This window comes from Photobacterium sp. R1 (assembly GCF_054600795.1).
In genome coordinates, this window is sequence record NZ_BAAHZP010000013.1 from 20,222 (window position 1) to 39,382 (window position 19,161).

Sequence of the window (19,161 nt, forward strand, 5' to 3'; positions counted from 1 at the left end):
CTCTCACAGGAAAGTACAGTCCAAAACGGGCCATAGTTACCCTATTTACAATGTAAATCCACTTACTTCTTCACGGTCAGTCCTTCGTGTTCAAGCAACCATTGTTTTTTATCTAACCCGCCGGCATAGCCTGTCAGTGTGCCTGAACTGCCGATAATCCGGTGACAGGGAACAACAATCGGAATCGGATTCTTCCCGTTTGCAGCACCGACCGCCCGGACCGCTTTTGGACGCTCAATGCGAGAGGCGATATCAGAATATGAGCAGGTGACACCGAACGGAACGGCCGTAAGCGTTTGCCAGACTTGCTGCTGAAATTGAGTTCCCGGCATCTTCAGCGGCAGATCAAAGGTTGTCCGCTGGCCTGAAAAATACTCCTGCAACTGTGTCACACCGGCTTGCGTGATATTGTTCCCGGCATCATCCGGCTTTGTTTCCGCGTCAAATTCGATGGTGACAATCGCAGACACGTCTGCCACCACCGCCAGCCAACCAATCGGGGTGTCCACTAACTGACGAAACCGCGCTGTTTCTGCTGAATTTCGGGAAGTCATAACATGCTCCATAAATACAAAGTGAGGTAACTGCGCCACGGTGCAGCGGCTGACTCATTGATGGGTTGATCCCATTGCAATAGCGCTTTTTTCACACCTAAATCCCCCGACAAAAAGATATCCGGGTCACTCAACCCACGCATGCGCATATAGTGAAGCGTCCAGGGACCGATGCCTGGCAGCGCCAGCACTTCTTTCTCCGGTGCGTCCAATCCCGCCGGATGCGACAGCGCAAAACGGGCAAAATGCTGCAAGGTTTCACGGCGTTTCTGTGGCATGCCGAGCTGTTGTAAGTCGGTCTCCAGAACTTGCTGCGGCGAAGGGAAAAACTGATGCACTTCACCGCTGTCCGGATTAAGTTGTACCAGCTTTTCGACAAGGTTCCGGGCCGCTTTCACAGAAACCTGCTGACCCAAAATCGCACGGATCCCGGCTTCAAACGGGCTCCAGATCCCGGGCAGCCGGATTCCGGACTGAACGTCAGGAGAATCTGAGGCCGCCATAGCCAGCCCAATCGCTTCAGCGATCCGTTCGCTGTCCGCATCCAGATCCAGACAGCGCCGGATATTTTGGATCACCGGAATCAGGCCGCACAAATGATCGATCTGAATCGTCACATCAAAACAGCATTTTTCAGGGCAATGAGTCGCCGTAAAATATCCCTGATAATGCTGTTCCGGATCTCCGGACCGATGCGAAAACGTCCGGCCGTAGCTGCGATCGGTTTGCCATTCCAGACCGGGAATCAGCCGCGCAGCATAAAAATCATGTACCTGTTGCCAGTGATAGGGCGGCCGATAAGCTAATTGCAGCCGGATCCCCTGTCCCAGCGACTGCTCAGCTTTGCCCTGTCTGCGCAATTGCGAGGGCGACAATGAAAACTGTTTTTGGAAACAATCATTAAAGCGGCGAACACTGTGAAAGCCACTCGCATAGGCGATTTGGGTGATCGGTAATTGCGTTTCATGCAGTAATTTTTTTGCCATCAGGCATTGCTGATACAAACTGTAAGCTTTCGGTGAAAGTCCGGTTGCCTCTGTCACTAACTGCCGCAGATACCGGTCTGTGACCCCTAAACGGGATGCCAGAGTTTCAAGCGACTGATTCATGAGCGTCCCTTCATCAAGCAATCTGAGCGCGCGTTTCACCGTTGCGCCGGTGCCCAGCCATGCCGGTGAACCCGGAGCACTGTCCGGACGACAACGCAGACAAGGACGGTACCCCGCCCGTGCCGCTTCCACAGCCGTCGGAAAGTATTCCACATTCACTTCTTTCGGTGCCGGGGCAGGACAGATAGAGCGGCAATAAATCCCGGTCGTTTTCACGGCGGTAAAAAACAGTCCGTCATAGCGGGGATCTTTGGCAAGTCTTGCCTGCTGACACTGTGAAGGTGATAAATTCATGCACTAAGCCTGCGTTGTGGCGCTATCAGACACGCCATACTTCATCCATGTGCTCAGTGTACTCCGACAGCCAGACAAAACTAGCCAGAATCGGAACTGAATAGGAGGGATTGATGTAAACGTTCAGCTCAGCTTCACTGCAGTCCCGTAAACCAGAATTTCTGAAGCCCCCTGCATGATGGTACTGGTTGTAAAACGGACATTGACGATAGCATCCGCCCCCATATGCTCCGCTTCAGCAATGGCACGATGCATGGCCTCTTCTCGCGCCTCCACCAGCATTTGGGTATATCCGCGAATTTCTCCGCCGAAAATCGACTTGAATCCGGCCATGATATCGCGGCCCACATGTTTGGATTGCACCACACTGCCACTCACTATGCCCAGCACCGATTGAATCTGGCGATGCGCTACATCTGGTGTCGTTACACAAAGCATATTTTCACCCCGGTGTCTTCAGGGCGGAGCAAAAGCTCCGCCTTCAATTGAAATCATCTTAAAATCAGAGTGTTTCACTCAGATATGCCAGAAAGCGCTGCCAGGATTTCCTGTCCGCATCTTCACGGTAACGGTCAGAGCCAAAGACCGTGAACGCATGCGGTGCACCGCTGTAGACGACCATCTCATTTGGAATGCCAGCCGTTTCCAGCGTCTGATTCAGAGCAACAAAATCATCCATTGTCACCGAGGTATCTGCAGCCCCGTGGAAAACCAAAATATTGCCTTGGGTCTGACTGTAGTTCTGTCCCTCTGGTGTGGCCAAGCCCCCATGGAAAGTCACAAATCCCTTCAAATTTGCGCCCGAACGGGCATATTCCAGTACAGCTGTACCGCCGAAACAGTACCCCATCGCTACCGCATCCGACGTATTCCCGCCCGCATGTTTCGCAGCAGCAAGCGCCCCCTGCATCAGGCTCCGCATCTTGCCACGATTCTGATAGAGCGCGCCGGTCAGCTGGCGCTTATCTTCGACGCTTTCCGGACGAACGCCGGCACCAAATAAATCTGCGGCAAAAACTGCATAACCTTTCTCAGCCAGCATCTTCGCCCTTTTCTTCTCGTAATCAGTCAGGCCGTCCCAGTCATGGACCATCAAAATCAGTGGAGCATCTTTCTTCGGAGAAATGTAATACCCCTCATAATCTGCACCATCCACCTGATAACGAATGCTCTGCCCTTCATCCGCCGCAGCTTGCGCAGACATCAGCGTTCCCGCAAGAAACACAACCCAGCCCACCACTGCTGCTTTATTCATTTTTACTTTATTCATCAGGTCGTCCTCATCATCTTCTGACAACAAGTGTAGGACACAGGTTAAATCAACCTACAAAATACAAGCAGTTGACGTTCAGATGCTGCCCACGCCAAATCAGATTATTTTTTCACCAGCATGAACCCCAAACATCCCCAAAGTTACCCACTGTTTTTGTGGATAAACTTATTTATTCCTTCAAAAACAGCCGATTAAAAAATGCAAACGCCATTTTTGCTAAAATAACAATTCAGTTTTTTGTTGAAATTTTCAGGACAGGTGCATTGCATCGCTTGGCGTGAAAAAACGAAACCGCCTGAGATGAAAAAGAAGATTCTTCATCTCAGGCGGTTTTTGTCATTCCGGTCGGTGTACCTCAAATACCCTGAATCCGATTGAAATCAGGCGATTCCGGAAACAGCGGTCTTTTCAGTTTGAGCTCTGAAATTCGTGCACGCCCTACGAGTCGGAATCTTCATGCGGTAGCAACCATTTGCGCAATAAGCCAGCCAACGCTTCCTGTTCATCGGATGTCAGTGGATCCAGAATTTTTCTTTCGTTCTCCACGTGATCTGCCACAGCCTGATCAATCAGCGCTTTACCTGCATCCGTCAGCGTCACACTACAGCTGCGCCGGTCTTCGGCACTTGCGATTCTGTCAATGAAACCACGCTTCACGAGGGCATCAATCCGTGTACTCATCGCACCGGACGACAGCATTAAGGTCTGATAGAGCTCAGTGGGAGTCAGCGCTTCCCGGCTTCGGCGTAATGTAGCCAGAATATCGAATTCAATCGCGCTGAGATCGTGTAATTTAAATGCCCTGAGCAATTGCTTATCAACAATCCTGCTGGCTCGGCTGAGCCGGCCAATCACCCCCATTGGTGAGCAATCCAGTTCTGGTCGACACGCCTGCCACTGTGCCAGCACTTTATCGACATGATCTTGTTTCAAAGGCCCCCCTACATTCATTGTTTTCTAAAAAGTGACTTGAGTGAAAATTTATCCCTGTGCATCTGTAAATGAAAGGACTTTCTCCTCTTACTTCCTGTTGCTCAGATAGATACCGGACAAAATCAGACAAGCACCCAATACCCGGTACAGCCCAGGGACATCACCACGGCTGAGACAATCAATCACCACAGCAGACAGCATCTGTCCGGCAATCACAAAAATGGCAGCCCTCATGGCCCCCAGTCGCGGAAAAATATAGCTGCTGACGGCCACAAACAGCGCACCAAACACCCCACCGAGATAGGCCCAGACCGGTACGTTACCAAATGCAGAAAGCTGCCAGTCTGTTCCCATTGACAGCACTAAAATAACAGTCAGAAAAATCAGCCCGACAATATGGTTCCATAGTGAGGCCCTGAACGCCCCCAAAGACACACTCAACTGGCCATTTATGGTTCTGGCCGTTCCGATCATCACGCCATTCAGCATGGCAACGAATAAAAAAGTCATCATCAGATATCAGGCTCCAAATAAAATCATCGCGCTGCCGGCCAGTACCAGAACAACCACCCCCATATCTTTCAGGGTAATGTTTCTTTTTTGCGTGTTCAGCAGACCAAAACGGTCCGAGAGCATGCCAAACAGGATCTGGCCAACCAGTCCTAACGAAATTGTGCCGGATAACGTCAGGCCGCCATTGATCGCAATTGCCGCAAGAATCACCGTGAACGCACCGGGGATCCCGCCCAGATATAACCACAACGGTATTTTTTCCCGGATTTGCTGGTTACGACGCTGACCTGAGAATGCCCGAATCGCAATCAACACAATCAGTAAAGCCGTCAGGGCGCCTACACCGTGTGCAACCCAAGAAGCAAAAAGAGGAGAAGTATCTCTGGCCAGCAGGCTGTTTGTCTGGATCATCAGCGTTAAAAAACTACCGCCAAACAAAGCCAGACTGATGTTTTTGATGGTGTTCACCATGTTGGTGTGATCAGTACTCATACAACCTTTTAAACTTAACAAAAAGTATCTTTTAAAAAAGATACATCAACAAAGGCGCCCTATCAAGTATCTTTTGCAAAAGCTTTCTTGGCATCACAAGTTTCTTCTGATACACAGCCATTTCCAAAACAGGTCGCTTCAACTCCCGCAATGACAAAACACCCGTGCTTCGACAAATATCACTCTCTTTTACCGAAACAGGACTAATCTTGATCTAAATTCACGACACAACAGGGAGTTGGACATGGGCAGTTACGAGTTGAAGAAAGCGAAAAATGATCAGATTTATTTTGTTCTGAAAGCCACAAACGGCGAAGTTATCCTCAAAAGTGAAATGTATACCACCAAGGCAGCCGCGCAGAATGGGATTAAGTCGGTTCAGACCAATGCGCCCCATGCTGAACAGTTCGAACTGAAAGAAGCCTCAAACGGACAATTTCACTTCAATCTGAAAGCCAAGAATCATCAGATCATTGGCAGCAGTGAAATGTATCAGTCCAAATCCGGTGCAGATCATGGGATCAAATCGGTGCAGAAAAATGGCCCGACGGACAAAATTAAAGATCTGACTGCCTGAACGAATGCTTGAGCCACCTCTTTTACCTGTCATCTCCACTGACCAATGCGGATGGAGATGACATTCCGCCAGTTATGGAATAAATCTTTTTCATGAATGCGCTGTTTGACGGTCTGCGAAGCCGTTACCCTTTGCCGGGAATTACAATTCCATAACATCATTCATGTATCCGCATGTCGAACAGGGAGTCCTGCATGCATATCCGTCGCCTTTATCCCGCCAAGCCACAAAAAGTGTATCTCTACGCCACCTGTCTGGTCGATATGTTTGACCCTCAGGCCGGTCTGGATGCCATCTCGCTGCTCGAACGTGAAGGGATTGAGGTCATCTTTATCCCCAAACAAACATGCTGCGGCCAGCCCGCCTACAGCAGTGGCTATAACCGGGAATCCCGTCAGATTGCCCTGAATCAGATCGCCCTGTTTCCTGAACCCTGGCCGGTTGTGGTGCTGTCCGGCTCCTGTGGCGGCATGATGCATCACCATTACTTACGTCTGTTTGAAGGCAGCAAACATGCACTTGAGGTCAGCCGTTTCTGTGAGCGGGTTTTTGAATTCACGGAATTTCTGATCAACGTCTGCCGGGTCCGCTGGCAGGATACCGGGGAACCCACTTCAGTAGTCATGCACACCTCCTGCGCCGCCAGACGTGAAATGCAGGTTCATGTCACCGCCCGGCAGCTACTCAGCCAGCTTGCGCATGTCGACCTCCGTGAACAGGCTTACGAAAGTGAATGCTGCGGCTTCGGCGGCACCTTTGCTGTCCGGCATCCGAACATCAGCCAGGCGATGGTCGAGGATAAAACACATCATCTTTGCGATACTCAGGCGGAACACTTCGTCAGTGCAGACTGGGGCTGCCTGCTCAATATTAACGGCGCCCTTTCCTATCAGGGCCGAACGTTACAGGGGCAACACTTAGCCAGCTTTCTGCTCAGCAGAACCGGAGGCCAGCATGAGTAAATTTCAGCCGGAACACTTTCACCAGCAGGCCGCCGATGCGCTGGCTGATCCGCAACTCAGACACAATTTTCGGGGAGCGATGGATTACCTGCAGAGCAAGCGAAAAAGCGCATTTGCAGATCCCCAAGAAGAGGCAGCCATCCGAGACCGCGCCGAGGCCATTGGTCGGCGCTGCCTGCGGAAACTGCCCGAACTGCTGGAACAACTGGAAACCAACTGCACCGCCAACGGGATTCAGGTGCACTGGGCCGAAAATGCGGAACAGGCCAACGCAATCTTCCTGGCTATCGCCCAATCCGTCACGCAGCCCGTCTCTAATCCAAAGACGAATCACGCCTTGCTGATGATCAAAGGAAAATCGATGGTCAGTGAGGAAATCAATCTCAATCATGAAATGGCAAAGCATCAGATCACCTGCCTTGAAAGTGACATGGGCGAATACATCATCCAGCTGGATGGCGACACACCGTCCCATATCATCATGCCGGCGATCCACAAAAACAAACAGCAGGTCAGCGACACCTTTTCTGAACATCTGGATCACTTTACCCCCACCACAGATGTCGACAGTCTGATCCGGACCGGCCGGCAGCAGCTCAGGGAAAAATTCCGCACCGCGCAAATCGGTGTTTCCGGAGTGAACTTTGCGGTCGCTGAAACCGGCACGCTTTGTCTGGTTGAAAACGAAGGCAATGGCCGGATGTGTACCACAGTACCTGACATCCACATTGCCGTCACAGGCATTGAGAAAGTGGTGGAATTATTAAGTGATGTGCCGCCCCTGTACAGCGCGCTGACCCGTTCCGCAACCGGGCAGGCCATCACAACCTATTTCAATATGATTTCATCGCCGCGCAAACCCGGTGAGCTGGACGGTCCGAAAGCGGTGCATCTGATTCTGCTGGATAATGGCCGCAGTCAGGCCTATCAGGATGAGGAAACCCGCCAGACCCTGCAATGCATTCGCTGTGGCGCCTGTATGAATCATTGTCCGGTCTATACCCGAATTGGCGGCCATGCTTATGGCACGGTTTATCCGGGGCCGATCGGCAAAATTATCTCGCCGCATCTGCTGGGCCTTGAAGCCACGCAAGACTTAGTCACTGCGTCCAGCCTGTGCGGAGCCTGCGGGGAAGTCTGCCCGGTCCGCATTCCCATTCCGTCCCTGCTGCAGCGTTTACGCCATGATGCGAAACTGCCTCCGGAACAGGAGCATCAACCCTTACGCGGCCAGCAATCTGCGGCCAACACTACAGAATCCATGATGATGAAAGCCTTTGCTGCCGTGGCTTGCCATCCTTCGGTTTATCACACCAGCACCTGGCTGGCCGGGAAAGTTCGCCATTGGATGCCCGACAACATGAGCAATTGGACACAATGCCGTACAGCCCCGAAACCGGCAGCCACTTCCCTGCACCACCTGTTAAAACAAAAACGAAAAGGAACGCAGCAATGAACCCAGCCAGACAAGCCATTCTGGCCCGCTTACGCGCCGGACAATCCACAGCATCAGTCACGGACACACAGGAACCGGCATATACTGCCTGGACAGCCCGTGACCCAACAGAGCAAATGACTCAGTTTTGTGAACAGCTGACCGCCAGCCATGCTGAGGTTTATCACTGCACATCAGACACTCTTTCAGAGCAGCTGGCGGAACTCATCAGTGAGACCGGCGTCAGACGAATTGCAGCCGGAACAGCGGGTGAATATCTTGATCAGATACAGCACGCCTGCCGCACCGCAGAACTTGTTCCTTTCGATGATCCCATAGAAAACAGGAAAGATACGCTGTTCTCTGAGGTGGATGCCGGGGTCACGCATGTGCATGCTGCCATTGCTGAGACCGGCACTCTCGTATTGTGGCCGGATCGCAAAGAACCCAGAACCTTATCGCTGGTGCCCCCTTGTCATATCGCACTGGTCAATGCGTCTCAACTAACCGACAACTTTACGGCCCTGATGCACCAGCAACAATGGCATCAGGGTTTACCCACCAATGTGGTCCTCATTTCGGGGCCTTCAAAAACAGCCGACATACAGCAAACACTGGCGTATGGTGCCCACGGCCCGAGCAGACTGATGGTTTTGATTGTGGTAAACCGGTAAAAACAGTCGTTTCATTCACAATTCAGGGCAAGCCGGAGAAGGAGCACAGATTGGTACTGCGGTGCCGTGAAAATATCCTGGACAAAAAAAGCCGCACGTTGCGTGCGGCTTGTGTTCGTTATCACCTTCAGTCTACCTACTCAGCACACCGATGGTATTTATAACGGGGGCTTCGCCACTCATTACGTTGAGTATGCCGGACTCGATAATCGTCATTTCTTCCAATCGAGCTTTATGGTTTATTGGCGAAGAAGTATTAATTTTGTGGTGTCACTTTCCAAATTGTAACACTAAGTTTTCACAGGCTTAGTGCCTTGGTGGCTGCATCCTCTGAAGCCGGAAACAACCGTGAAGCACAGAACGCAAGACAGTCGAAGAACAGCTTTGATCCTCCAGAAGCTAGAGCATGAAACTCTCTCAGTTCATACGCTTCACTATTACTATGGGATCAAATCCTGTATTTCGCAACTATTGTCCTCACTCTTTCTGTATCCGCTTCTTTGACTCATTAAGTAACGATTGCAGGTATATTTAGCCCGTACCAGAGAATCTTTCTATTCTTAAGCGATTGGCCGGGATCATTTGTCATCATTTCGTGTAAAATCCCCTCTCTTTGATTAGCTGGTCAATTGAAAAGGAGACCCAGTGACACTCGGCAAAGCATTCGCACAAGTTCCTACCGCTCAGGCTGCTTTAGCATTAGCCATCACAGGGACCGGCCTTGCCTGGTCACTCTACTATCCAAGTTATGGCAATTTCATCCGCTCTCTCTGTGCGTTCGTCGGTGCCTGCCTCCTGATCCCGGTCGTACTGAAATATCTGCTGAATCCGAAGCTGTTTCTGTCCGATCTGAACCATCCGTTATACGGCAGTCTGATGCCCCCGATGTCAATGACAATGCTGGTACTGGCCGATTATCTGGCAGGCATTCATCAAGCCAGTGCCCGCATGCTGTGGTATCCGGCTCTGGCCCTGCACTTAACCATGATGGTGATCTTTTTCAGTTGTCAGCTAAAGAAATTTCGTCTGATTCATCTCTATCCCAGCTGGTTCCTGTACCCGGTTGGCGCCATCAGCGGTACTCTGGCCGGTTCACAACTCGGGTACACTGAGTTTTCAATCTTCATGACCAACGCCTGCGTGGCCATCTACTTCTTCATGCTGCCTGTTGTGTTGTACCGGTTGTGCTTTGCCGGACGGCTTCCCCGCGTGGCAAGACCAACGCTGACCATCATGGCCGCGCCGGTGAACTTATCTCTGACCGCGTATCTGACCAATCTGGACACGCCGGATCCCGTTCTTACCGGTGCGCTGGCCGGAATCGGGATCACCATGACGATCTTTGTCTACTTGTGTTACATCGATATTTTAAAGTACCGCTTTCAGCCCTCCATGGCTGCGATTACCTTCCCTTCGGTGATCAGTGCCGTTGCGATGCACCGCCTGATCGAGTGGCTGCCGGACGATCACGTTCTGTCGAAGTACCTCAATATGACGGGAGTGATTGAAATCAGCGTTGCAACCTTACTGGTCCTCTGGGTAGGCGCTAACTACGCTGTCCATTACTGGAACACCTACCTCAGAGAGCCGTCCAACGCCAGTCGCTGATCTAAAAAAGGCCCTGAACGGGCCTTTTTCTCATTGAGCTGATAGTGCTGTTTCTGATGCTGCCGAAGGTTCACTAGACCGATCCAAATACCCCGATAACCAGGTCAACAGGAAAGCCAGCATCACGATCAGTGCCCCGATCCACGGTGCATCCGTCAGCGCCATTCTTTCAACGACCACACCGCCGATGACAGATCCTAAGGCAATCCCCACGTTAAACGCAGCAATATTCAAACCTGAAGCGACGTCGACTGCGTTCGGATTATACTTGCCGGCAAGCTGCACCACATAAACCTGTAAACCAGGTACATTTCCGAACGCAAAGGCGCCCCAAACCAGAACCGTCAAAACGGCCAGTACAGGACTGTGCGCAGTCATGCTGAACACCAGCAAGGTCAGCGCCAGGGCCGCAAAAATCCACAGCAAAGCATTCACCGGTCCCTGCCGGTCAGCCAGCTTCCCGCCCCAGATGTTGCCAACCGCGACGGATACACCATACACCAGCATCACCAGACTGATAGCACCTTCCGCCAGCCCGGTGACCTGCTGAAGGATTGGCGCCAGATATGTGAACGCCACAAACGTACCCCCATAACCCACTGCAGTCATCGCGTAGACCAGCAATAACCGCGGATGGATCAGTACAGCCAGTTGCTGTTTCAGTTGTGCTGGCGGTGATTGCTTCAGATTGGAAGGGACAAGAAGCGCACTGCCGATCAAAGCAATCAGCCCCAGTAACGCCACAATCAGAAAAGTTGCCCGCCAGCCAAAAACCTGACCAATCCAGGTTCCCAGTGGCACACCCGTCACCAGCGCAACGGTCAGCCCCGTGAACATGGTCGCGATAGCGCTGGCTTCTTTTTCTTTGCTCACCAGACTCGTCGCAATCGTCGAGCCGATTGAGAAAAAGACACCGTGGGCCAGACCGGTCAGAATCCGTGCTGCAATCAGGGATTCATATCCGGGGGCCAGCCAGGCCAGAAGATTCCCGCCAATAAACAACGCCATCAGTGCAAGTAAAACCGTTTTGCGCGGCCAGCGTCCGGTCAGCGCTGTCAGCACCGGTGCCCCAATGGCAACACCCATGGCATACAGGCTAACCAGCAACCCCGCAGAGGGCAGGGAAACCGACAAATCCTGTGCAATCGTGGGGACAAGCCCGACAATCACAAACTCTGTGGTTCCGATAGCAAACGCACTCAATGTGAGTGCCCAAAGTGCAAGCGGCATACATCAATTCTCCATGATTTAAGATTGACGGCGAGTATGCCCAGCCTTATTTTTGTAAAAAACATCACCAACAACAAATAACTTTATCGAAAATGACAATAATTTCCCGGACAGAAGAACTGGAGATTTTCCTGGCTGTCGTCGACAGCGGCGGATTTTCTGCAGCAGCAAATCAATTAAACATTCAGGTTGCCAAGGTTTCCCGGGCCATTGCGAGGCTGGAAACAGAACTCAGCACAACCTTGCTGACACGCACCACACGTCGGGTCGAACTCACTGAAGAAGGGCGCTTCTTTGCCGAACACATCCGCCATGGCCTGAGCCAGATTGCCGGTGCAGAAGAAAAACTTCGCCTGCTCAAAGGCAAGCCTGCCGGACGCTTACGGGTCGATTCGGCCAGCCCGTTCATCCTGCATCAACTCGTGCCTCATATGGCAGCATTTCAGGCAGCCTACCCGGACATTGAGATTGAACTGATTTCCAGTGAAAGCTTCATTGATCTGATCGAAAAGCGCACCGATCTGGCCATCCGGATTGGGGAGCTGAAAGATTCAAACCTGCATGCAAAATTCCTCGGACGCAGCCCGCTGCGGATTGTCGCCAGTCCGGGCTACCTGGCAGAGTACGGCACACCAGACAGTATTGAAGCCCTGAGTACACATCGCTGTATTGGCTTTGCCAGTCAGCCGAATCTGAACAAATGGCCCTTTGTGAAAGGCCCCTATTCCCCGCGGATGCACATCCAGGGCAGCAGCGGGGAAACAGTCCGGCAACTGTGTTTGTCCGGGAACGGATTCGCACTGCTGTCAAACTTCATGGTGTGCCGCGATCTGGCCGCGGGCAGGCTGGTATCTGTCCTTGAAGCAGACATTGTGACCCCCAACGACAGAGAACCGATTCATGCGGTGTATTACAGAAACACGGCACTTTCGCCGCGTATTCGCGCTTTCCTCGACTTTATTGCGGAAAGACTGTGCCTTTAGCCACTGATTATTGTGAATTCTGAAATAGTTATTTGTTCGTTGTGGTCTTTTTCAAAGTGCAAAGGGGAGTAACCTGAGCAGCATCACTCACAATCCCAACAAGGAATACAACATGAATCACCCGATGCCGCATCTGGGCTTTGGCACTTTTCGTCTGGAAGGACAAACCGCATTTGACTCCGTCACCCTGGCGCTGAATGCAGGTTATCGCCATATCGATACGGCGCAAATCTATGGCAATGAGCAAACCGTAGGCGATGCGATTCAGGCATCCGGTATTGCCAGAGAAGACATTTTCCTGACCACAAAAGTCTGGACAGATAATTTCAGCCGGGAATTATTCATTCCGAGCGTTCAGGAAAGCCTGCGTCAATTGGGCACATCTGATGTCGATTTGCTGCTGATTCACTGGCCGCTGAAGAATCAGGAAGTCGATATGGCGGACTATCTGGCTTCACTCAAGCAGGCTCAGGATCTGGGGCTGACCCGTCAGATCGGTATTTCCAACTTTACCATGGCTCACATGGAGCAAGCCGTTCAGATCCTGGGGAAAGATGTATTGCTGACCAACCAGATCGAGGTGCACCCGTATCTGCAAAACCGCCAGGTGACTGAATACTGCCGCGCGCTGGGCATGCACGTCACAGGCTACATGCCGTTTGCTTACGGTGCTGTCCTGCAAGATCCTGTCATTCAGGCGATTGCAGAAAAACATCAGGCCACAGCAGCGCAGGTCGTTCTGGCCTGGATGCGTCAGCAAGGATTCGTCACCATCCCGTCTTCCACCAAACAGGCGAATATCGAAAGCAACCTGGACGCTGACAGACTGACGCTGGATGAAACCGATCTGGCGGACATCGCCGCATTGGATCGTGGGCACCGAGTTGCAAATCCTGACTTTGCACCAGCATGGGACTAACGATCGCTGGTCTGGGTCATTGTTCCCGGCAGCCGGATTGTAAACCGGCTGCCTTCTCCCAGCACGGAGTTCAGCTCAATACGACCTTGCAGCGTATTTACCATGGCTGAAACCATGGCGAGCCCTAACCCGTACCCCGGCTGATGACGACTTCCTTCCACCCGGTACAAACGCCTGAAAATCAGCGCCTGATGCTCAGGCGCAATCCCCATCCCCTGATCGGTCACGCTGAACCAGACACCTGTCCCATCGTGACCACAGGCCAGCTGAACTTCAGTGCCAGCCGGGCTGTATTTCATGCTGTTATCCACCAGATTCACGACAATTTGTGTCAGGCGTTTGGCGTCAGAGATGAAAGTCACAGCTTCTAAGCCGTCGGTGTCCAGCCGAATTTCCGCATCTTCAGCGACTTCTTCATACCAGGCCGCGACCTCCGACAATAACTGGGCCAGTTCAATCGGCTGTGTTTCCAGCACATGCCGTCCCACCTGTTCATCATGAATCCGCATCAGGGTCGTCAGCATCTGATTCGCCTGCTGGGCTGATTCAGCACAATCCGACAGGGCGGAACGCAGGGAGGCTTGAATTTGCTCAGGCTCATGCTTTGCTGTGTCCCGGCTCAATGCGGCCTCGGTGGTCAGTATCATACGAGACAATGGTGTCCGGACATCATGAGCAATGGCATCGACGGTTTGATCCATGCCTCGAACGGTTTCTTTCAGCCGATTGAGTACCTGCTGCACACTTTGACTGAGCTGACCCAGCGGGCCGCCCGATTCAAGCTCTGGCAGATCCGTTTCCAGCATCACATCCAGGGACCAGCCCCGGACCTGATCCACCCCTTTAGCAAGGCTGTGCAACGGCGACAGCGTTCGGCTCAGCAACCGCCAAACGATCAACGCAATCAAGGCAACCATCGCCGCCAACGCAACAAACAACCCGGTTCCCTGAACAAGTAGCTGGGTCCGCCTGGGCGTGCCGTCCATAATGAGCCAGTACTGCGAAAGTTTGCCATCCAGTTTCAGACTCAGATAAGGCGCATGGCTGAATAAATGATACCAACGCCGGTTCATGGACTGATATGCAGAAACAGTTTCCGGTAAATCAGGCCGATCAGCACCACTGAGCCACTCTAACTCTCCCGCAGGGTCGGCCCGGACAACGCTGATCGCATTTTCGATGAGCCGGTTGGGATTATTGATGACCACATGTTCCAGTTTGGTATCAGATTCAAAAGTCAGAATACGCTGATATTCCTGCCCGAGTGAACTCAGCAGCTTCCGCTCCTGGTAATCGAGCAGATAGGTCAGGATGAACACCATCACAGCGTTGAGGAAGATAAAACAAATCAGCAGGGTCAGCAGAAAACGCTGAAACAGTGCCCGCTGAGCGGAACGGGAGGCCTGTTCAGCGTTCATGTCTGAGGACATAACCCACCCCGCGAATGGTGTGGAGTAAGGGCGCTGAAAAACCTTTATCGATTTTGCTGCGAAGACGGCAGACCAGCACATCCACGACATTAGTCTGGGGATCAAACTGAAATCCCCACACATGCTCCAGAATAATGGTTTTCGACAGCACCCGGCCCGGCTGGGTCATCAGTAATTTCAGGAGGGCAAACTCTCTGGGTTTCAGTTCAATACGCTGGCCATCGCGGCTGGCCTCCCGCGTCAGCAGATCCAGTGTCAGTCCCTGATAACACAGCGACTCAATACTGGCTGCCGACGACTGGCGCCGGAGCAACGTCTGGCATCGGGCTGCGAGTTCAGCAAAGGCAAACGGTTTGACCAGATAATCATCGGCACCGGACTGAAGCCCCAGCACACGCTCGTCGACTGAATGACGGGCACTTAAAATCAGCACTGGGGTCTGATGGCCTTCGCCCCGTAAACGGCGCAGCACTTCCATGCCATCCATCCCGGGCAACATCAGATCCAGAATGATCAAATCAAAAACTTCCTGACAGGCAAGCTGATACCCCAGTTTGCCATCTGCACAGGCTGTCACCTGAAAATCCAGTTCTTCCAGCCCGTGACGGACGAACTCCCGAATCGACTGATCATCTTCGACCACTAAGATGTGCATCTCTTATCCTGTCTGTATGCCGCTGCGATATACCCAAGCCAGTTTTGATACTAACATGACGGTAAATTATCAAAGATTACAATCTGGTAATCTTCAGGCAAGTCTGTGGCAATTGAGGATACGTTAAAGTCTTTCCATCTCCCATCCCAAAGAAGGATAGAACATGAAAACTCTGACTCCCGTATGCCTGGCACTGTCCGTGTTTGCTGCTTCAGCATCTGCAGCAACGACAGTCGCAGAAACCCACCTTTCTTCAAACGCAGCTTTCGAACTCGCCAAGTCTGCCGTCGCGCAATGCGCAAAAGATAATTACGCAGTGACGGCAACCGTCGTGGACCGTTCCGGAAGGGTTTTAGCTCAGTTGCGACAGAATCAGGCGGGACCGCATACGCTCGAAAGTTCGCGCAAAAAAGCCTTTACTGCAGTCAGCCTGAAGCAACCGACAGCGAACCTGATGAAACTGGTGAATGACAAACCACTCTTAGCGCCGCTGAAAGATATGGATGACAACCTGCTGCTGCTGGCGGGTGGTTTACCGATTAACGTCAATAACCAGGTCGTTGGTGCGATCGGTGTCGGTGGTGCGCCGGGCGGGCACTTGGATGCGGCTTGTGCAGAAGCGGCCATCAAGGCCGTCATCAAATAATTTGTCTGTCTTGGCGATATCAATAACCGGCGGTATCGCCGGTTATTGTAATGAACTGAGCGAGATAGAGCTCTGAGAATGATTCCGTTTGTTTTTCAATCATCAACAGAAAGTACAACCGGAATCGTGAGTGCCTCAATCATGGCAAGCGTTGTGGTTGCCTGGCAATTAAAGTCGTTTTCTTGCTCATACTTTTCCACCGCTTCCTGTGCAGTCTCGGCATCAATACTCTTGATATCTAACTCAAACCCTTGCTCAAATAATTGTTTCTCTTCTTCGTGAAAGGTTTCTGAATTGACATCAAGAAACGTATAAGCTTCATGTTTTGTATAAAAATGAAATGTTTTCATTCTGTGTGCCCTTTTCATCAGATAGTCACGGTGAACCAGATATATCAATGGGATTAAAAATGTTCTTATCATCTGGTCGTCCAGCGATGAAATGGATCAGCGCTCGGATGAAAAGGCAATCTTGTCGAACATAAAATCAAATGCACCGGATTGGTGTTTATGGCGGCACTGCTCGACGGCTCTGAACTTTTGAATCGCTTCAGCGACTTCAGGGGCAGTGATCAGGAAATTTTCTTTCTCAAACCCTTGTTCAAGCAGCTGAGATTCACCTTCCCGATAATCAGGCGCATCAATCTGAAGACAGGTATAAGACTTTTTCCTGGTAAAAAACTGATAGGTAGCCATCGTTACTCGCAGTCCCGTTCATAAAAAATGAAAATAAAAATTGGCTTTTACTGACGTTGACTTACAGGTGAACCCGGCGCTGAGAATCTAATTGATATTCATGATTTTCTGGTAGGACTTTTATCAAATGAAATATTTTTTTCGAGTCACTTCACGGTTCCAAGCCATTCAGTATCATTTGAAATCCCACCAGCAGTTCAAAATGCTTTAGAGAACCGCACCATCAGCACATAAGGCTATGCTGGTGCGGTGATGGCAATCCATCAGGATGAAACAACCAACCGACCATTTACAGGCTGAACCGGACGGTTATTACTATGCCCCAGGACCCGGTATAACGCCTGGATCTGATCTGCCGAAACCGTCTGAGGCTGTTTGAGCACAATCCAGCGAACCCCTTCAGTACACGGCGGAGTCGTCAGCGAACCACTGAAACGGTAATAGTCCTGTTTTGCCGGAAGCATCTGTCGCGCATCCACCTTTTGATTCAGAGAAACGGCTTTCCCGGCTACAGTCGGCATTTGTGTCCATATATCAGCCAGCGTTTGATTGGCTTCACCTTCTTTAAACATCACAGCGATGACTGCCAGATTGCCGTTTTTATCCGCGTGAACAAAATGGCCTTCCAGCGGGAAAGACTGCCCCCGGATATGGTTCTCGCTCGGCGTGTGAAAATGAAACTGCTTCAGCTCAAACTGCTGGCCGTCCAATGTCAGATAACTCCCCGGCGCATAATTCACCTGCACGGTATGTCCATTATCAATAACACTTGCCGACGCCGGCTGATAGTGCAATGAGAGCGGTGGTAATTGGCCCACAACCACTGCAGACAGATCAATCGGAGACTGATTTTTCCCCGTTGCGCATGTTGCAAAATCGCCACTGAGCGTCGCCCAGTGATCCGGTCCATTTGCCCCTTCGTATCCCCATGAATGCTCCGCAGCCTGTGCAACGGAGACAATTTGCAGCCCAATGAACAGACTGATCAACTGAACAACTTTTCGCATATTTCTGTTTTTCCTGTTGAATGGTTCCATAATTCAAAATTTACATTGCTAAAAATTTCAGGACATGACTCAGCCATCCTGAATCAGATATCATCCGCTGCAATGAAACATCGAATTAACTAATAAATACTGCCTGAAGTTCAATCATAAAATTAAAATTAAATTTATTATTTGCTCGTCATCAAACAAACTCATGCAACAGAAAAAATTTAACAATAAATATGCAGAGAGAAGACAAAATCGAATGATTTAACCTGATATTCACCCCAACATGAAAATATATTTACATTGAATGTAAAAAATAAGAATAAATATAAAATCAACCTAGTAGATGTTTCAATTTGTAACAAAGTGAAATAAAAAGAACAATAGTTCTAAATAAACCCACTATTTATTTTTAAACGCTTTGGATAAGAGTTCAGGCTCATATTAAATAACAAAGGAACGAACCATGTGCTGGTTCATTTCCCATAACTCAAATCACAGACTGAAAGCTCAGTCCACCAATTCAACACCTAAACTTTCAAGCAGATGCAAGGCTTCAAATCGGGAAAACCTGGCACCCTCAACGAAGTTCTCCAGCACATGAATATTGTATTGAGTCGATTCAGTGAAATCGACGCGACGCAGATCCGTTCGCATAAACAGGCTATGCGTAAAATCACAATACGTCATTGAGGAATGTTTAAAGTCCCCTTCCCTGAAATCAACATCATGAAGTTTGCATTCATCCAGAACAAGTTCGTTCAGGGTCAGACCAAAAAATGAACCATCATTCAGAATACATTTCCGAAATTTCAATTCATGGTCAATATTGAATGCTGGCCAGTTTGCCTGCGTCCAATCGACACCGACTAATTTACATTCAACAAATGAGACCCCAAAAAAACGCGTCTGCGGTATCTTCAGCAGACTCAGATTACACCGATAAAACTGACAGTTAATAAATTTACAATTTTTGAAGGTCGACTCTGAAAAGTGACAGTCATGAAACTCGCAATCCTCAAACTCAACCCCATTGAGCGCCGACAATGAAAGCAATAGTTTGCCGAAATTTTCATCATAATACTGTTCATGATCGGCAATGCGGTTCACTTGTGCTCCCATAAGCCTTAGTCCTCTGAAACAAAATCATAGACGACGACACGGCCAGGTAGAATTTCGCTTTGGCT

Annotated in this window: 22 protein-coding genes; 8 read left to right on the forward strand and 14 right to left on the reverse strand. The window is 50.6% G+C overall.

The genetic code is table 11. From position 1 onward, the window contains the following. Nucleotides 1-62: 62 nt before the first annotated feature. The 7 genes from ACYP03_RS18660 to ACYP03_RS18690 all read right to left on the reverse strand — a co-directional run bounded on the left by ACYP03_RS18660 (nucleotide 63) and on the right by ACYP03_RS18690 (nucleotide 5,168). The gene (locus ACYP03_RS18660; RefSeq protein WP_330961003.1) at nucleotides 63-554 is read right to left on the reverse strand and encodes a methylated-DNA--[protein]-cysteine S-methyltransferase; all 492 of its coding nucleotides are present in this window, start codon (nucleotides 552-554) and stop codon (nucleotides 63-65) included. Next, on the reverse strand, nucleotides 551-1,957 hold the full coding sequence (locus ACYP03_RS18665; RefSeq protein ID WP_459781568.1) for a DNA-3-methyladenine glycosylase 2 family protein: 1,407 nt from the start codon (nucleotides 1,955-1,957) through the stop codon (nucleotides 551-553). The genes ACYP03_RS18660 and ACYP03_RS18665 overlap by 4 nt, the downstream gene beginning before the upstream one ends. A gap of 123 nt (nucleotides 1,958-2,080) precedes the next feature. Further along, nucleotides 2,081-2,395: a YbjQ family protein gene (locus ACYP03_RS18670; RefSeq protein WP_248142846.1), complete on the reverse strand. Its 315-nt coding sequence runs from the start codon at nucleotides 2,393-2,395 to the stop codon at nucleotides 2,081-2,083. Nucleotides 2,396-2,459: 64 nt separating this feature from the next. Next, nucleotides 2,460-3,161 (reverse strand): dienelactone hydrolase family protein, encoded by a 702-nt coding sequence (locus tag ACYP03_RS18675; protein ID WP_459781695.1) that lies wholly within the window; start codon nucleotides 3,159-3,161, stop codon nucleotides 2,460-2,462. A gap of 507 nt (nucleotides 3,162-3,668) precedes the next feature. Next, nucleotides 3,669-4,163: a MarR family winged helix-turn-helix transcriptional regulator gene (locus ACYP03_RS18680; protein ID WP_330961002.1), complete on the reverse strand. Its 495-nt coding sequence runs from the start codon at nucleotides 4,161-4,163 to the stop codon at nucleotides 3,669-3,671. An 87-nt stretch (nucleotides 4,164-4,250) separates the two neighbouring features. Next, nucleotides 4,251-4,676: a DMT family transporter gene (locus ACYP03_RS18685; protein WP_459781570.1), complete on the reverse strand. Its 426-nt coding sequence runs from the start codon at nucleotides 4,674-4,676 to the stop codon at nucleotides 4,251-4,253. A 6-nt stretch (nucleotides 4,677-4,682) separates the two neighbouring features. Then, nucleotides 4,683-5,168 carry a DMT family transporter gene (locus ACYP03_RS18690; protein WP_248142849.1) on the reverse strand — a complete coding sequence of 162 codons (486 nt, stop codon included), beginning with the start codon at nucleotides 5,166-5,168 and terminating at the stop codon, nucleotides 4,683-4,685. A gap of 244 nt (nucleotides 5,169-5,412) precedes the next feature. On the opposite strand from ACYP03_RS18690, the gene ACYP03_RS18695 reads away from it, so the two are divergent. From ACYP03_RS18695 to ACYP03_RS18715, 5 genes are all read left to right on the forward strand, one after another. Next, a complete protein-coding gene (locus ACYP03_RS18695) occupies nucleotides 5,413-5,745 on the forward strand; it encodes a YegP family protein (protein WP_459781571.1) in 333 nt (110 codons plus the stop codon). A gap of 194 nt (nucleotides 5,746-5,939) precedes the next feature. Further along, complete coding sequence (locus tag ACYP03_RS18700; RefSeq protein WP_248142851.1) at nucleotides 5,940-6,707, forward strand: (Fe-S)-binding protein; 768 nt, start codon at nucleotides 5,940-5,942, stop codon at nucleotides 6,705-6,707. Then, on the forward strand, nucleotides 6,700-8,163 hold the full coding sequence (locus tag ACYP03_RS18705) for a LutB/LldF family L-lactate oxidation iron-sulfur protein (protein ID WP_459781573.1): 1,464 nt from the start codon (nucleotides 6,700-6,702) through the stop codon (nucleotides 8,161-8,163). Before ACYP03_RS18700 ends, ACYP03_RS18705 begins: the two co-directional genes overlap by 8 nt. Continuing rightward, nucleotides 8,160-8,816, forward strand: a complete 657-nt coding sequence (locus ACYP03_RS18710; protein WP_459781574.1) for a LutC/YkgG family protein — start codon at nucleotides 8,160-8,162, stop codon at nucleotides 8,814-8,816. The genes ACYP03_RS18705 and ACYP03_RS18710 overlap by 4 nt, the downstream gene beginning before the upstream one ends. Nucleotides 8,817-9,461: 645 nt before the next feature. Next, on the forward strand, nucleotides 9,462-10,424 hold the full coding sequence (locus tag ACYP03_RS18715) for a TDT family transporter (protein ID WP_248142854.1): 963 nt from the start codon (nucleotides 9,462-9,464) through the stop codon (nucleotides 10,422-10,424). A gap of 30 nt (nucleotides 10,425-10,454) precedes the next feature. Here the strand turns inward: ACYP03_RS18715 and ACYP03_RS18720 are convergent, their stop codons facing one another. Continuing rightward, complete coding sequence (locus ACYP03_RS18720) at nucleotides 10,455-11,654, reverse strand: MFS transporter (protein WP_459781575.1); 1,200 nt, start codon at nucleotides 11,652-11,654, stop codon at nucleotides 10,455-10,457. A 98-nt stretch (nucleotides 11,655-11,752) separates the two neighbouring features. On the opposite strand from ACYP03_RS18720, the gene ACYP03_RS18725 reads away from it, so the two are divergent. Together ACYP03_RS18725 and dkgB are read left to right on the forward strand one after the other, a co-directional pair. Next, nucleotides 11,753-12,637, forward strand: a complete 885-nt coding sequence (locus ACYP03_RS18725; RefSeq protein ID WP_459781697.1) for a LysR family transcriptional regulator — start codon at nucleotides 11,753-11,755, stop codon at nucleotides 12,635-12,637. A 112-nt stretch (nucleotides 12,638-12,749) separates the two neighbouring features. Next, nucleotides 12,750-13,556 carry a 2,5-didehydrogluconate reductase DkgB gene (gene dkgB / locus ACYP03_RS18730; RefSeq protein ID WP_459781577.1) on the forward strand — a complete coding sequence of 269 codons (807 nt, stop codon included), beginning with the start codon at nucleotides 12,750-12,752 and terminating at the stop codon, nucleotides 13,554-13,556. Here the strand turns inward: dkgB and ACYP03_RS18735 are convergent. Then, nucleotides 13,553-14,986, reverse strand: coding sequence for an ATP-binding protein (locus ACYP03_RS18735; RefSeq protein WP_459781579.1), 1,434 nt, complete (start codon nucleotides 14,984-14,986; stop codon nucleotides 13,553-13,555). The genes dkgB and ACYP03_RS18735 overlap by 4 nt on opposite strands. Continuing rightward, nucleotides 14,964-15,641: a response regulator gene (locus ACYP03_RS18740; protein ID WP_459781581.1), complete on the reverse strand. Its 678-nt coding sequence runs from the start codon at nucleotides 15,639-15,641 to the stop codon at nucleotides 14,964-14,966. The genes ACYP03_RS18735 and ACYP03_RS18740 overlap by 23 nt, the downstream gene beginning before the upstream one ends. A 163-nt stretch (nucleotides 15,642-15,804) precedes the next feature. On the opposite strand from ACYP03_RS18740, the gene ACYP03_RS18745 reads away from it, so the two are divergent. Continuing rightward, nucleotides 15,805-16,287 (forward strand): GlcG/HbpS family heme-binding protein, encoded by a 483-nt coding sequence (locus tag ACYP03_RS18745; protein WP_248142859.1) that lies wholly within the window; start codon nucleotides 15,805-15,807, stop codon nucleotides 16,285-16,287. 95 nt (nucleotides 16,288-16,382) lie between these two features. Here ACYP03_RS18745 and ACYP03_RS18750 read toward each other — a convergent pair whose 3' ends face one another. The 4 genes from ACYP03_RS18750 to ACYP03_RS18765 all read right to left on the reverse strand — a co-directional run bounded on the left by ACYP03_RS18750 (nucleotide 16,383) and on the right by ACYP03_RS18765 (nucleotide 19,084). Further along, nucleotides 16,383-16,637, reverse strand: a complete 255-nt coding sequence (locus ACYP03_RS18750) for a hypothetical protein (protein ID WP_459781583.1) — start codon at nucleotides 16,635-16,637, stop codon at nucleotides 16,383-16,385. 96 nt (nucleotides 16,638-16,733) lie between these two features. Further along, on the reverse strand, nucleotides 16,734-16,982 hold the full coding sequence (locus ACYP03_RS18755) for a hypothetical protein (protein ID WP_459781584.1): 249 nt from the start codon (nucleotides 16,980-16,982) through the stop codon (nucleotides 16,734-16,736). A gap of 263 nt (nucleotides 16,983-17,245) precedes the next feature. Next, nucleotides 17,246-17,989 carry a carbonic anhydrase gene (locus tag ACYP03_RS18760; RefSeq protein WP_459781585.1) on the reverse strand — a complete coding sequence of 248 codons (744 nt, stop codon included), beginning with the start codon at nucleotides 17,987-17,989 and terminating at the stop codon, nucleotides 17,246-17,248. Between the two features lie 495 nt (nucleotides 17,990-18,484). After that, nucleotides 18,485-19,084 carry a pentapeptide repeat-containing protein gene (locus tag ACYP03_RS18765; RefSeq protein WP_459781699.1) on the reverse strand — a complete coding sequence of 200 codons (600 nt, stop codon included), beginning with the start codon at nucleotides 19,082-19,084 and terminating at the stop codon, nucleotides 18,485-18,487. Nucleotides 19,085-19,161: the final 77 nt, after the last annotated feature.